Consider the following 14,775-nt stretch of genomic DNA (forward strand, 5'->3'; position numbering starts at 1 on the left):
TTACAGTTATTTATCTTGATTTGGTATACATGCAAAAATTTATCAATAAATAGGTTTTATTAGAATATCAAGATGTTTTTATTTTATTTGAGGAATTACAAATTTTTCGTTTTGGTGAACAATGTATTTATTGAGTGAATAGTAATGTTTTTACTTGTAAATAGAAAATGAGATATGAGGATTAAAATGAATCTGAAAATAGCAATTCTTGATTGGGAAATCATTTCAATGTAATTAGATGTTATAATAAATTTGCATTTACGTATAATTTATAATTATTTGATATTTGAGTTTCATAGACATTTACTTAGATAATAAATAAGTGTGTATAAGAATACTAATAAAAGTCAACTCATGAAAATGTTGAGTCTAGTTGATTTTAAAGAAAGCGGGAATGTAAATGATATATGAGGCAAAAATACATACAAGAAAAAAATTAGTTTCTATGTTCGAGGATTTTAATAATGTTGTTCTACTTTCTTATTTACAAGGACATATGGGCAACGCCTGGGTGAACGATCTTGAAAACCCGACAGTAGCGCAAATTACGGTAGGGATTTTCACATTTTACGCTGGGGATCCAAATGCAAAAGAGACAGAAGAGTTATTACGTAACATCCCTGAAAGAATTTTAGTAATCGTAAATAGTGATCAATGGAAAAAGCGTTTAGAAATATTCCACGAAATAAAAATAGATAAGTTTTTACGGTATAAATTCAAACGGAATTCAGAATTGTTTAATCATACAAAATTACAATCTTTTATATCGGCACTTCCAAAAGGATATGAATTAAGAAAGATAGATGAGCATATTGCGAATAACCCATCATTACACAAGGTTTCTGAAGATTTTATAAGCCAATTCCGTTCAATAGATGATTATGTAAATCGAGGTATAGGTTATTGTATTTTGTATAATGGAGAAGTCTTATGTGGTGCATCATCATATAGCATTTATGATGGTGGTATTGAAATTGAAGTTGCTACTGACCCGAGTCATAGAAGAAAGGGATTGGCAACTGTAGTTAGTGCAGCATTAATATTGGAGTGTTTAGAAAATGGGAAATATCCAAACTGGGATGCAGCGAATAGCACTTCTGCTAAACTAGCTGAAAAGTTAGGATATGTTTTTGATAAAGCGTATGATACTTATTTTGTGAATAATAGGTAAATGAACGAGTTTGTACAAATTAAATTGTACAACATAATAAGGCTGGCAAATCCTATTAAATTAACATTAATTAGTCCCTTTTTAAAATTATAAATTAAAATATCCAAAGATAATTTTACCTAAGCTAAAGACATTAAGAAAGATGTTAATTAATAGAATTGAAAGGGAGAATAATGACAAGATTATTTTCTTTAGAAGCGTTGATAATTTCTATTGGAAAAGGTGAGAGTAAAACAACGATATGAATGACAAAGATGAAGTGATTCCACAACAATTTGGGTATAAAAGCCGACTTTATTAAGTCGGTTTTTATTTTTTAATAATAAGGTGCTACCAATATTAAATTGCAGTTGCATAGATATTATGAAATGAAGAAATCAATAAATTTAAGAATAGATTTTTTGAAAGTTCCTTTAAAAATATGGTTATCTTTTTTACTATTGAATTTAATTAACATATCATTTTATTCTCCTACGATGAGAGTTAATAAATTTTATTTTTTATCGGTAAACACTCATAAAAACTCAGTATATTAAGTTGTGTATATTTGACTATTAAAGGGAAATTACTCTTTTTTTTGTAAATGATAAAAGTGACTATGATACAAACCCACGCATTAATAGAAGAGATACATATACAGTATAGAGAGTTTAAAAAAGCTCTAAATTTTTCATATAAAGGAGATTATAAAATATGAGCGAACAATGCCCGATTAATGTACCATGTCAGGTAGAAGGACAAACTCAAACACCATTAAGTGATGCAGCTGCAACACCAATTCTTACTCCAGGAGCACCGATTGTAAAAATACCAGTTGTATTAGCAGAAAGAACAATTCAAATTGTTGTAGAATCTGATATTTCATTAGATCCTCCAGCAGTTGAAATTAAACGTATCTTAAAAAACGTGTTTTTAACACAATGTAAATTAGTTCCTGTAGCATTTACTCCAGTACCAGGTACAAATTACCGCCGAGTTACAAGAGCAAAATTATTTGTACAAGGATATATTCGTAAAAATATTGAATATGCAAATGATGAGTGTAATGGAGTGCTATATGATCGTATTGCAAATGTTCCATTTTCTGGTTTTGCAGATTTAACAGCAGCAGATTTTCTATCACAAGCTATAGTAGCTTCTTCTTCAGATACTACATCTCACTTTATTAATCCTAAAAATGGTGATTTACCACGTTTAGACAAATACTTCTTCGAAAATACAGTGTTTTATAATGAACAACCATATTGTGAATTAGTAAGCGCTCAATTTTTTGAATTAGACTTTTCACCTTGTCCAACAGAATTAAACGAGCCATTTGGAACTCTTCGTGAAAAAATTGTACTAGACCTTACTTTAAAAGTTTTACAAGTACAACAAGTACAAGTATAAAACTAAAAAAGCATTGTCTTTATTAAAAAGACAATGTCTTTTTTATTATTATAAAACATATATAATGATGAAATGGTCGCGTACAAAAAGCATATTTTTATGAATTTCATCAGATGGGGGGATGGTGATGAATAAGCCATGGGTTGGTAAGGAAATATGGAACAAAGTTTACAAAGGGAAAATGCTGAATGTTCAAGATGATTCGCGCGAAATAAGAGAAAAAAAGGAAAGTATAGAAACTGAAGCAGAGAAAGAAGGTATAGCAATTGGATTAGAGAAAGAAAGTGAAGAAACTGAATTAAAAAAAGAAGATAAAGTAATTAAATCAGAGAAAGAAAGTAAAGAAACTGAATCAAAAAAAGAAGATAAAGCAATTAAATTAGAGAAAGAAAGCGAAAAAACTAGATCAGCAAAAGAAGATAAAGTAATTGGATTAGAGAAAGAAAGTAAAGAAACAGAGTCAAAAAAAGAAGATAAAGTAATTGGATTGGAGAAAGAAAGCAAAGAAACAGAGTCAAAAAAAGAAGGTAAAGTAATTGGATTGGAGAAAGAAAGTAAAGAAACAGAGCCAAAAAAAGAAGATAAAGTAATTGGATTAGAGAAAGAAGAAATGGCAATTGAATCAAAGAAAGAAAGTGAAGAGACTGAACCAGCAAAAGAAAATAAAGTGATTGGATTAGAGAAAGAAGAAGTAGCAAATGAATCAGAGAAAAAAAGTGTAGAAACTGAATCAAAGAGAGAAAGTATAGATTTAGGATCAAAAATAGAGACTTCAGTGCATTCAATGGTAGTGAAAACTCCATTTTCTATTATTTCAGAAGTGTCTAGCTTTAAAGTATTTCCAAAAATAAATGTGAAAAATCAAGATGCATTTGTATTTCGAAATGGAAAAGATGCAGAGGGGCGTGAATTAGATTCTAAGTTATTAACTACAGTGCAACAGTATCATTCGGAGGCTTATTGTAAAATAGTATCTTTAAACCTTAATGAAAAGAGAGTTCTTTTTGAATTATATAACCAAAAAGTTAAAGGGAATAATGAAGAGAATAAGGTAGAGACATCTTCATGGATTCCTATTCACAGCATAATATTAGAGAGTGAAAATGGGGGAGAAGTAAATAATTTTATAACAGCGAAACTACCAATAGAAATAGGAAGATATAAAGGTGAAATTAGTTTACGAGAAAAAGTTATATTTAAAGAAAAAGTCATAGGAATAAAAGAGGTGGAACAGGAGATTATTTTGACAAAAACCGAATTTTTAGTACCAAAAGTAAAAAAGAATGGACAAAATAAATTTAAAGTTGAAAAAGGGAGCTTATTGGTAGAAGGATATATATATCAATGTATTGAATACATATCAGAACAAAGTACATTTCATGATAATGTGTATCAGTTAGTACAAAATATTGTATTGGAATTAATAATTCAAGTAATACAAGAACAGGAAGTACAAGTGCGAATTACATAAAAATGATTATATTCCCTTGATTAGCTGATTATTTTTATTCGTAGCATATCGATGCGTATTCTTTTGTAAATCACTCAGTGCTATAGAATATCCTCCAAACAGTTTATCTTCAATGAATTCATTTTCATATTTATGAAGGATGATATTGTTGCTAGTTAGGATAGTTACTTAATTGTATGAATTTCTTCAGGTTTATGTTTTAAAAAAGTGCTAACAAGTTTTTAAACGTTCTTGCTAACACTTATTTAAAACGGACATAAAATTGGCGTAAATGTTGTTTGATTAATGAAGCTAATTAAATAACATAGATAATTACATCTTATAACCTAGGGTGTAATATAAAGTATATTCACTCCTTTTTTACAAAACTCACAATTTAAATAGTAAAACATGTTTATCGTAATTTTCCAAACACCAATTATATTTTTTTAGAATAATTGGGTGGACGTCTTCTTCTGTAGTATCGACTTCAGTATAGCCGTATTTTTTATAAAAGCTTTCTAGTTCTTCAAAAGGAAGACAATACACATTTTGTATTTGTAATTTTTTCGCAGTTTGTACTAAAAATGAAACAAGTTCCCCAGCTAATTGTAGACCCCTGAATTTAGGAAGAATGAAAATTCCACCCATTTCAATTGTATCTTCATCTATTTGGACTAAACGTCCAACACCCGCATACTCTTTGTTGTATGTAATGATCGCAACCTTATCTCGTGATAAATCACTCGGTACAAATCCGATTGATTCGTATTGGTTATTAATCCATTCTATATCATTAGGTATAGCTAGTTGAATTCCCATTTTTAGGCCTCCATTTGAAATGTTTTAATATTTCTATTATATAAAGAACGATACGAGTTGTAATTCATAATTGGCACAATAAATTATGGAAATAGGAGAAAACGGTATCATTTTTAATAATAGTTCAAGTTTTGAAGAAGAGTGCATATAATATAAAGTCTTTTCCTTTCTTCATTTAAGTTTTACGTATATAATTTAAAAGTACTATTTTTATTTTATATTTTTTATATTTATAACAGAATAGAGGTTTAAAAATGGGTGTTAAAATCATTACGGATAGTGCGGCGGATTTACCGGTAGAATTGCTGCAAGCATATGATATAGATTTAATTCCACTCCGTGTATATGATGAAGCAGAAACAGAGTATTTAGATGGGGTTACATTAAAATCAGTTACATTACTGCAAAAAATGAGAGAAGGCGCAGTTTATAAAACGTCATTGCCTTCACTTGAAACATTCCAAGAAAAATTTGTTTCCTATGCAAAGGAAGGTAACCCTTGTATATATTTAGCCTTTTCATCTGAATTGTCTGGTACATATCAATCGTCAGTTCTCATTAAAGAAGAAGTGAAAGAAACATACACTGATTTAGATTTAGAAATTATTGATACAAAATGTGCCTCACTCGGTCAAGGTATTGTCGTATTAGAAGCTGCCAAAATGGCAAAAGAGGGTGCGTCAAAAGAAGAAATCTTAAACCGTGTCGCTTTTCTAATGGAGCATATGGAACATATCTTCACTGTAGCTGACTTACAGTACCTTGTTAGAGGTGGACGTTTAAGTAAAGTGGCCGGTTTTATCGGTGGTTTATTAAACATTAAGCCAATTCTAAATGTGGATGAAGGAAAACTTGTACCACTTGAAAAGGTAAGAGGGAAAAAGAAAGTATTAAGCCGCATTGTTGATATTATGGAAGAGCGTGGCAAAGATCTTAAAGGTCAAACAATCGGTATGACTCACGGTGATGATTTAGAAACCGCCGAAGCATTAAAAGCATTAATTACTGAAAGATTCGGCTGTGAAGTATTTATCGTAAATACAATTGGAGCAGCAATCGGAGCGCATACAGGACCTGGTGCGTTAACATTGTTCTTCTTAAATGAAGTAGAGTAAAGGATTGATCTTTTGATCAATCCTTTTTTAATTCTAATATAATTGTTCTATGCGAATGAAAAATATGTAATGTTTTATTAGTTAGTAGCTTTCTTTTTAGTAGGTAAGAAGGTAGATAGGAAACTGGTGAAGGCTAGCATGAAACCAAATGTTTCAGTATCATCAACTACTAAACCATTGTTCCACTGATAAAGGAAGGATGCTAGTATTAAAAGAGTAGCGAATCCTCCAACATATCTTACTATTTTTCGTGTTGAATCGTTTTTAGGTTTTACAATCATATTTATCGCCCTTTCATATTTAATAAATAATTCGATGAACTAACTTATAGGATGTGATATTTGGAATTCATCTATTAAGCCTATTTAAATCAAGAAAGATAGTTAACATTTGATGAATCTTTTTTAAATTCTAAAATAAATGTTTTATGCGAATGAAAAATATGTAATTACTTCTTAACTTTCTCTTTAAAAGGTAAGAAGGTAGATAGAAAAGTAGTGATAGCTAGTGCAAAGCTGATTCTTTCAGTATGATCAATTACTAAGTCATTTTTCCACTGATAAAGGAAAGAAGCGATTATTAAAAGTAAAACGGCCCCTCCAACATATCTTACTATTTTTCGTGCTGATTCATTTTTAAGTCTTACAATCATGTTTATCATCCTTTCATATTTAATAAATAATTCGATAAACGAACTTATAGGATGTGACGGTTATAATCAATCTATTAAGATTAATTAATTTCTTTCGGATTTACAATAGATGCTCTCTATGTAATCGGCAAGTTTAACCAACCATACTATCCAAATCAGGAATGATAGTTTACATTTAGTTAAATCCCTTTTATTAAGTTTATCGTAATTCAAGTATATGGCGCTGTCTTTGTTAATAACAAGAAGTAAAATTGTATGAAAAAAGTGGTCAAAAACCCTAAATTTAAACCATTAAATTTAACAAGCTATCTAGAAATAATCATAATATGAATGTAAAATTAATATGGATGATACATTTTTTTACATTTGTGAAATTATACACTTTATTTAGTATGAAAGATTAAGAAATACATAATGACTTAATTAGCAAAAAGAATGAAATGGTTAGACAGGGAGAGTAGAGAGATGGAAATAGGGGAACGTATTCGGCAAGTTCGTATGCATAAAGGATTAACACAGGGGGATCTCGTATCAGGAATATGTTCAATAACATATTTAAGCAGAATAGAAAGTGGGAAAATCAAACCATCATCATCTTTTTTAATAAAAGTTTCAAAGAAGCTGGGTGTTAATTGTGATTTTCTTATAGATGGTAATCATGAGGAGATAAAGCTTACTATTCTTGAAATATGTGATAAATATAAAAAAGATAAAAGTATAACTGAAGCTGAATTATCTTTGTTAGAATTATACGTTCGTGAAGTGGACTCAATTCCTTTATTATTAAAGACGTATGGCGTCATCATATACTATCATGTCCGAAATAAAAACGTATTATATGTGAAGTTATTTGTAGAACAAGCTTCGCAAATGATTCCAAGTCAAGTGGAAATGAAAAATACTGAAGATTATATATATTACTTAAGAGCTCGAGGTCTTTATTTTTCTAATAAAGGGGATTATTTTACAGCATATGAAGTTTACAAAAAGATAGAAAATATGCTGGAACCAGAAGAGACAGAGTTGCACGCAGATACGTATTACAATCTAAGTATAGTAAGTCAGAATCTTAATAAAGATCAAAGTATTAGTCGCATATATGCAAAAAAAGCATATACATTGTATAAAAAGTTTAATATAGAACAATATAAAATTTATGCGTTAATACTTCTTGCGATGCAATATAACAAAGATAAACAGTATGAACAAGCATATGAAACTTTAAAACAAGTAGAAAATGAATCAAAGGTGGAAAATGAGCCATTAAATTTATGTTTTTTGAAATATAATTACGGGAAAATTTATCAAGCATTAAAAGATTATAAAAATGCAATAAAGTGTTACGAGGAAAACTTGATTCTTTGTGAGTATTTACCAAACAAAGAAGGTAAGGTATATACAATTCGGAATTTAATAGAAATTTATATAGAATTAAAAGATTGGCAAACAGTAACTAAACTTATAGATGAGGCATTTGAAATTTTATCGATTTGTGATGTACCGTATGCCCATGTTCAACTATATGGATTTAAAGCGGAAAAATCTAAAATATGGGCAGATTATAATGGATATGAGAAGAATATGAAAACAGCAATTGAGATGGGGATAGAAAAACAGCAATATAGCTTGGTTACTGAATTAGCTTATAAATTAGGAGATTATTATTATGAGAATCGTTCCTATAAATTATCTGCAAAGTATTTTAAAATATCAGCTGAAAATAAAATGGATTAAAACAGGGTTTCAGTAATATGTTTTCTTAGTTTATAAATTATTAGAGGTTATCCTAAAGAGTACGTGTTTTAACGCTCTTAGGGAGAAACTTTTTTTATCCCGCATTAGCGGTTCTGTATGGAAAAAACCGCTAATGTGAATTGCATATGCGAAGCAAAATAAAAAAGAAAAAGCCAATGTCCTAATCGTATGGAAATTGGCTTTTGTTTATCTATATTATAGAAACCGGCCTACTGGAAAATCAAGATTAATAGTGGTATGGCGCAACATTGATTTATGGGAGTTCGCTTTTTTGGAAAACAAACGTATTAAAACAGCAACTTCTAAGGATGCACTAGATAAAGCATTTTCATCTTCTCTACCAATAAGTACTACATCCGGTATAACAGGCCAAGAGCCAGCACGATTATAAAAGGGAGCTAAAGACGGTTTACATGTAAATATACCGAAATCTATATCGCTTTGTTTTTCAATCCATTCGGTAGCGGCAGTAACTGTATGTAAACCTAAACCTTGACCATGATAATCTGGATCAGTCGCTACACAACTCAGTCCGGCTATATTAAATGGTTGTCCCTTATGATGGATAGTTTTGCGCACTACACCTGCATAGCTGACTAGCTTTCCATCTATATAGGAATAAAATGAGCGTACATTAAATTTTTTAAGATGTGTTTCAGGAATTTTTTCCTCAGGAAGGGGATCGAAATCTGGCCAAACCCGCTGTAGCATTACAGCAATTTCGCGTCGTAATGCATCAGATACTTGGTTATAGTCGGTCGATTGTACAATATAAGTTGTCATAAGTTATTTTCCCACTTTCTTCTATGTTTAAATTATATATATCGGTAAAAGTCAGCATCTTTAGATTGTTAAGTTGGTATTTTCTTCGATCTGTTTGAAATATATTTAAAAATCAGTTCCAGTCATTCGAGCTAGCATAAATGTTATTAAAAATATTGACTCGCAAGTAAAAGCTCTGATTTATTTGATGTTTAATAAGCTAAGAATAACATAAAAAGAATAGTCATTATTTTTTAGAGCAGCCGAAAGTTTATCATCTAATAAGCCTGGAGTGAATCTCATGCTAAAGAGTAAACAATCCCTAATAATTTACGGAATTTTAATAATGGTCATATTTGCATCTCCGAAAGAAGGAAACGCAGCTAACATATCTGATAAAGATTTTTATGGTTCCTATAACACTTTATTGGCTCCGTATGCAAGTCGAACGATTCAAAGCAAACTTGGACCGTATCATCAGTATAGTTTAACTGATGCGAAGGTTATAAAAATTGACCGATTCCCAAAATACACTTTTAACTTCATTGTCGTTGCAAAGTATCGAACTTATACCAACATCCATAATCCTCCAAATCATGTTGTAACAATTACTTATAATATTAATCCAAGTGGAGTAAAAGTTATAAACTTCAAACTTAAGAAAGAGTAAAAAAGCAGAGCTGTATATTCGAACATAGAAGTTCCTTAAAAGAAGTAGTAATACTTACAACTTATATAGATAGGTAGAAACAGAAAATGAAGTGTCAAATTACATTCATATAAGTCGGAATATTTCAAGATGTTAAAAATTAAATAGTTCATATATAATAGTGAAGAGAGTGGAATTTTGTAACTATTTGTAAAAAAAGGAGGATGTAAAATGAATAAAATAATACAAGCCCAATCTGAATCACAATGGGATTTGGACAGGCTATATCCTCAAGAACAAAACTTCACGTTTTCTATAGAAACGATAGAAAGATTAAAAATTGAATATAAAGCAACAAAAGACTCAGTAATCCTTTCACAACTTATACAGGCTATTGAAAAAGCAGAGTATTACTTATATTGCCGTGCTGCTGAAGATGAGAAGCATCCTGAAGATACTTTACTAAGTGTAAAAGTAAATCAATTAAAGAAAGAAGTTCAACTATTAATAGAATCTAGTAAGCAAGAACATATTAATACTAATAATTTAAGTATTAAACTAATAGAAAATGAACTAAAAGCTTGGGAAGATATGTACATACAATTACGGAATAAATTAGAAATAACTCACGATAAAGAGACTTTATCTTTTGGACAAGCGAATTATGTTGCGATGAATAGTGATGATCATAATGAAAGGTTAAAAGTATTCAATTCTCTTACAAATGCTTTGAATAAGGAAAAAGAAATCTTTGCTACTGTATTGAATCAAATAGGAAGATTACGTAACACAAAGAGTAATGAATTAGAAAGGAGAGCAGTTTTAACTCAATCCCTTCAAATGAATGGCATTTCTGAAGTTGTATTATCACAAATGTGGGATGCAACGGAATCTAAACTTGATAAGCTAGTAAGTGCTTTAAACACTTTTAAAAAGGAAAAGAATTCGATTACATGGCATGGACTCATGACATTAAAAGAAAGTAATGAGAATGTTTTTCCTTTTTCAGTAGGAGTACAAAACATATATGATGCATTTGAAAATGTAGATAAAGAATTGGCAAAGTTCGCGCGGAATGCGATAGCGAATGGTTGGATTGATGCTGAACCGAGAGATAGTAAACCACCAGGGGGTTTTTGTGCTCCTTTTTTCAGTGAAAAAGAATCCCGTATATCAATGCGTTATGATGGAACAATTGATAGTGTAAGAGTACTTGCTCACGAACTAGGACATGCTTGGCATTTTTATGTAATGAGTTTTGAACAGTCTACTACATTTCTAGACGATTATCTTCCGATGAGTATGGCTGAATCAGCATCTATTTTCTTTGAAATGGTACTCGTAGATCACTTAATTAAAACAGCAGAATGTACAGAAATGAAAAAGTCATTGCTTAGCTGGAAAATTAGAAATAGCTTTAATTATGTTATGGCAATTCGTGCATCGTTCCAGTTCGAAAAGAGTTTTTATGAAAAAAGTAAAGAAGGTCCTATAAGTGCTGATGAAATTGAGGGATTATCTATAGCAGCGCAAGAAAAGGCGTACGGAAATGCACTAACAGAATATCAGCCGTTTGTTTGGATGAAATACGTTCAGTTTTATATAGCAGATGTTCCTTTTTATAATTATCCATATACATTTGGTTATTTAGTAAGTTTTAGTTTATTAGAATTAGCGAAAGAAAATAAAAGTGAATTTCATTTGAGGTATAAAGAATTTTTGCGAGAAACGGGAAAAGCTCCAGTTGAAGAACTTATGAAAATACATTTTGAAATCGATTTAACAAATTATGAATTTTGGAATAAAGCTTTTATACAAATTGAAAAAGATATTGATGAATATTTGCAGATTATGTAGGGGGAGCAAAAATTAATAAAGGGGACTACACACATGAACAGAATCGGTATTATTGGAGCAATGCAAATTGAAATAGACTTACTTTTAGAAAAACTACATATAAAAGAAGAACATACAGTTGCGGGAATGCCTTTTTATAAAGGACACTTCATGGATACAGAAGTTATTATTACACGCTCTGGTGTAGGAAAAGTTAATGCAGCTGCATGTACACAAATATTAATTAGTAAGTTTGATGTAGACTCTATCATTAATACAGGTGTTGCGGGTGGATTACATTCGGATGTGAAAGTTGGCGATCTAGTTATTTCTACAAATGTTACGCATCATGATGTTAATAAAAATCAAATGAAGAATCTATTTCCGTTTCTAGAAGAGTTTCATGCAAGCGAGGAATTAAGAGCTTTAGCCCGAAAAGCTGTTAATAGTAGTAGTTTAAATATTACTGTTCATGAAGGAAGAATCGTCAGCGGAGAATGCTTCGTCGAGGATTCAAAATTAAAGGAGCAATTAGTCACTGAATATGCACCTCATTGTACAGAAATGGAAGGAGCGGCAATTGGACATGTTGCTTATATAAATGACATACCGTTTCTCGTTTTGAGATGCATTTCTGACAGTGCAGATGATTCAGCGCAAGTTTCATATGATGACTTTGCGAAAACCGCAGCGAATTATTCTTCAAAAATTATTGTTGAGATGCTTAAAAATAAATCTTATAAAACTGTTTTATAGTTTAAATGTAGAGAATGGGAGAGATTGAAATGTTACAAGCACTAATTTTTGATATGGATGGAACTTTATTTCAAACAGATAAAATCTTAGAATTATCACTAGATGATACATTTAATCATTTACGTTCACTACAATTATGGGATGCGGAAACACCTATTGATAAATACCGTGAAATTATGGGTGTTCCTTTACCTAAAGTTTGGGAAGCGCTGTTACCTGATCATTCAAATGAAGTGAGAAAGCAAACAGATGCTTATTTTTTAGAAAGATTAATTGAAAACATAAAGAGTGGGAAAGGTGCTTTATATCCGAATGTAAAGGAAGTTTTTAGTTTTATAAAAGAAAATAACTGTTCCATTTACATTGCTAGTAACGGTTTAATGGAATATTTACAGGCAATCGTATCTTATTATGATTTAGACCAATGGGTTACGGAAACGTTCAGTATTGAGCAAATACAATCGCTTAATAAAAGTGACTTAGTAAAAAGCATTTTGATGAAATATGATATAAAAGAGGCAGCGGTAGTTGGTGATCGTTTATCTGATATAAATGCAGCTAAAGACAATGGTTTGATTGCGGTTGGATGTAATTTTGATTTTGCACAAGAAGATGAACTTGCTCATGCTGATTTAGTAATTGATGATTTAATGGAACTGAAGGGGATATTACTAGAATTGAAGAATACGTACATAACAAAATGAATAAGTTCACATTCAAATGAATGCTCAGGATGATATATTCTTGGGCATTTTTATTTTTCAAAAAGATACATTTGGATAGAGAAAGTGGGGGATTAAGCTGGAAGATATACAAATTAAGCAGATTGAAGATTTGTTTAAATATGAGATTAATCACCTTATTCAAGAAAGTACAAAAGAGGGATTTAACTTCTTAATAAAACTAATAAATGAATATGAAAGTAAAAGAAATACATTTAGTAAAACGGGCGAATGTTTATATGGCATTTTTCGAGGGGATACGTTAATTGGAATGGGGGGATTAAATCAAAATCAGTATACGAAAGATAATAAGATTGGCCGATTAAGAAGGTTTTACATTGCAAAAGATTACCGGCGGAAAGGATTAGGAAGGTTACTATTAGGGAGAATCTTAAGCGACGCAAAAATCTATTTTACTATTGTTGTCTTACATACAGATACTAAACAGGGGGATCAATTTTATACTTCGAGTGGATTTGTGAAGGGGAAAATGTATGTAGGAACAAGCCATTATCTAGACTTAGATAAAAGGATGTAGTGAATTATTATTTGACCTTAAAGGGAACGTTCGTTCTACCTTATGTAGATTTATGGTATAATTTATTTGAATCTACTATTAGAATGGGGATTAGATGATGGGAGAAAATAAAATTATTAATGATTTTAAAGATTATTCAATGTGGATAACCACATTGAAAGGTATGAAAGAAGAAGTGTGGACAGCGCCAATATCAGAGGGGAAATGGACTATTGGTGAGATTGTATCTCATATTATGAATTGGGATGACTATCTTTTACGTGAGACATTATCATCAGTGAGAGATGGACAGGGAATGGAGTTCCCTGACTTTGATACATATAATAAACTAGCCTCTAATTATGCAAAATCAGGTATATCTAAGATAAAACTTCTTGAAGAAGCACAAGCTAAAAGAGATTTACTTGTTCAAGAGCTTAACCGACTGTCTATTGGAAAGCTAAAGGAACATTTAACTGCCAATGGAGTATCATATTGTCCTCATACTGGAATGCCGTACTCTCTAATATATATTATTAAAGAATTCGTAGATCACGATAACCATCACAAAAGGCAGATTATTAATTTTTTAAATGAAAATCAAGTTGTTAACTGATAAAAAAAGATCCCGCGAATGATACTTGCGGGATCTTTTTTAATTATAATTTAACATTCATTTGTTTCAATAAACCCTTCGGATCACCTTTTACATAATAAAAATGGGGATTATTCTCATCATCGTAAAGCATAATGTAAGGTTTTTCATTAAGTGGGAGTAGGATGAGTACTTCATCAATTGTTGTATGTAACCATTGATTTGTAATAGGAACAGGTTTTGATAACGGGATTTTTATCATATGACCATCTTTCGGAACGACATTTAAGTTTTTAAATGGACCAGTAATTGATTTTGCATATTGAACTGCTTCTTTTTGAATAGCCGCATCTAAAGATTGTTTTTGGATTACCATTTCTTTTTTGCAATCAAATACTTCAATTTGTTTATTTGTATTTGCGAACGCATTTGTTGATAATAAAAAGAAGAGAAGAGTAATGACTCCTATTTTTTTGAACATGAAATAACACCTCACACTTACTATACCCTCAAACGTTGTAAATATTTTTCTGTCACATTCATGTAACAAAGAAGTTGTATGATAAAATTGATATTTGTTTATA

16 protein-coding genes are annotated in these 14,775 nt (G+C 30.6%); 11 read left to right on the forward strand and 5 right to left on the reverse strand.

The genetic code is table 11. The annotated features are described in order from the left end of the window. Window positions 1-400: 400 nt before the first annotated feature. The 3 genes from QCI75_RS12840 (at window position 401) to QCI75_RS12850 (ending at window position 4,031) form a co-directional block, all read left to right on the forward strand. Entirely contained in the window at window positions 401-1,171 is a 771-nt protein-coding gene (locus tag QCI75_RS12840; protein WP_353760601.1) for a GNAT family N-acetyltransferase, read from the forward strand. A gap of 693 nt (window positions 1,172-1,864) precedes the next feature. Further along, window positions 1,865-2,560, forward strand: a complete 696-nt coding sequence (locus tag QCI75_RS12845) for a CsxC family protein (RefSeq protein WP_144506409.1) — start codon at window positions 1,865-1,867, stop codon at window positions 2,558-2,560. A gap of 127 nt (window positions 2,561-2,687) precedes the next feature. Continuing rightward, complete coding sequence (locus QCI75_RS12850; RefSeq protein WP_353760602.1) at window positions 2,688-4,031, forward strand: BC_2427 family protein; 1,344 nt, start codon at window positions 2,688-2,690, stop codon at window positions 4,029-4,031. 369 nt (window positions 4,032-4,400) lie between these two features. On the opposite strand, the gene QCI75_RS12855 is transcribed toward QCI75_RS12850, so the two are convergent. Next, complete coding sequence (locus tag QCI75_RS12855; protein WP_002012927.1) at window positions 4,401-4,832, reverse strand: GNAT family N-acetyltransferase; 432 nt, start codon at window positions 4,830-4,832, stop codon at window positions 4,401-4,403. Between the two features lie 254 nt (window positions 4,833-5,086). Here QCI75_RS12855 and QCI75_RS12860 point away from each other — a divergent pair, with 254 nt between their 5' ends. Further along, window positions 5,087-5,947, forward strand: coding sequence for a DegV family protein (locus tag QCI75_RS12860; protein WP_105584985.1), 861 nt, complete (start codon window positions 5,087-5,089; stop codon window positions 5,945-5,947). A gap of 77 nt (window positions 5,948-6,024) precedes the next feature. Here the strand turns inward: QCI75_RS12860 and QCI75_RS12865 are convergent, their stop codons facing one another. Both QCI75_RS12865 and QCI75_RS12870 read right to left on the reverse strand, forming a co-directional pair. Beyond that, window positions 6,025-6,228 (reverse strand): hypothetical protein, encoded by a 204-nt coding sequence (locus QCI75_RS12865; protein WP_353760603.1) that lies wholly within the window; start codon window positions 6,226-6,228, stop codon window positions 6,025-6,027. Window positions 6,229-6,395: 167 nt separating this feature from the next. Then, window positions 6,396-6,599: a hypothetical protein gene (locus QCI75_RS12870; RefSeq protein ID WP_144506412.1), complete on the reverse strand. Its 204-nt coding sequence runs from the start codon at window positions 6,597-6,599 to the stop codon at window positions 6,396-6,398. Between the two features lie 465 nt (window positions 6,600-7,064). On the opposite strand from QCI75_RS12870, the gene QCI75_RS12875 reads away from it, so the two are divergent. Then, window positions 7,065-8,333: a helix-turn-helix domain-containing protein gene (locus QCI75_RS12875; protein ID WP_353761527.1), complete on the forward strand. Its 1,269-nt coding sequence runs from the start codon at window positions 7,065-7,067 to the stop codon at window positions 8,331-8,333. Between the two features lie 216 nt (window positions 8,334-8,549). Here QCI75_RS12875 and QCI75_RS12880 read toward each other — a convergent pair whose 3' ends face one another. Next, complete coding sequence (locus tag QCI75_RS12880; protein ID WP_353760604.1) at window positions 8,550-9,137, reverse strand: GNAT family N-acetyltransferase; 588 nt, start codon at window positions 9,135-9,137, stop codon at window positions 8,550-8,552. A 280-nt stretch (window positions 9,138-9,417) separates the two neighbouring features. On the opposite strand from QCI75_RS12880, the gene QCI75_RS12885 reads away from it, so the two are divergent. From QCI75_RS12885 to QCI75_RS12910, 6 genes are all read left to right on the forward strand, one after another. After that, on the forward strand, window positions 9,418-9,786 hold the full coding sequence (locus QCI75_RS12885) for a DUF3888 domain-containing protein (RefSeq protein ID WP_353760605.1): 369 nt from the start codon (window positions 9,418-9,420) through the stop codon (window positions 9,784-9,786). A gap of 210 nt (window positions 9,787-9,996) precedes the next feature. Beyond that, entirely contained in the window at window positions 9,997-11,622 is a 1,626-nt protein-coding gene (locus tag QCI75_RS12890) for a M3 family metallopeptidase (RefSeq protein ID WP_353760606.1), read from the forward strand. 33 nt (window positions 11,623-11,655) lie between these two features. After that, window positions 11,656-12,357 (forward strand): 5'-methylthioadenosine/adenosylhomocysteine nucleosidase, encoded by a 702-nt coding sequence (locus tag QCI75_RS12895; protein WP_353760607.1) that lies wholly within the window; start codon window positions 11,656-11,658, stop codon window positions 12,355-12,357. Window positions 12,358-12,386: 29 nt separating this feature from the next. Further along, complete coding sequence (locus tag QCI75_RS12900; protein WP_353760608.1) at window positions 12,387-13,061, forward strand: HAD family hydrolase; 675 nt, start codon at window positions 12,387-12,389, stop codon at window positions 13,059-13,061. A 97-nt stretch (window positions 13,062-13,158) separates the two neighbouring features. Beyond that, a complete protein-coding gene (locus QCI75_RS12905) occupies window positions 13,159-13,617 on the forward strand; it encodes a GNAT family N-acetyltransferase (protein WP_353761528.1) in 459 nt (152 codons plus the stop codon). Between the two features lie 97 nt (window positions 13,618-13,714). Further along, window positions 13,715-14,212, forward strand: coding sequence for a DinB family protein (locus QCI75_RS12910; protein WP_002165607.1), 498 nt, complete (start codon window positions 13,715-13,717; stop codon window positions 14,210-14,212). A gap of 43 nt (window positions 14,213-14,255) precedes the next feature. Here QCI75_RS12910 and QCI75_RS12915 read toward each other — a convergent pair whose 3' ends face one another. Further along, complete coding sequence (locus tag QCI75_RS12915) at window positions 14,256-14,672, reverse strand: hypothetical protein (RefSeq protein ID WP_353760609.1); 417 nt, start codon at window positions 14,670-14,672, stop codon at window positions 14,256-14,258. Window positions 14,673-14,775 lie beyond the last annotated feature (103 nt).

This window comes from Bacillus cereus group sp. RP43, assembly GCF_040459645.1.
Classification (GTDB): domain Bacteria; phylum Bacillota; class Bacilli; order Bacillales; family Bacillaceae_G; genus Bacillus_A; species Bacillus_A mycoides_C.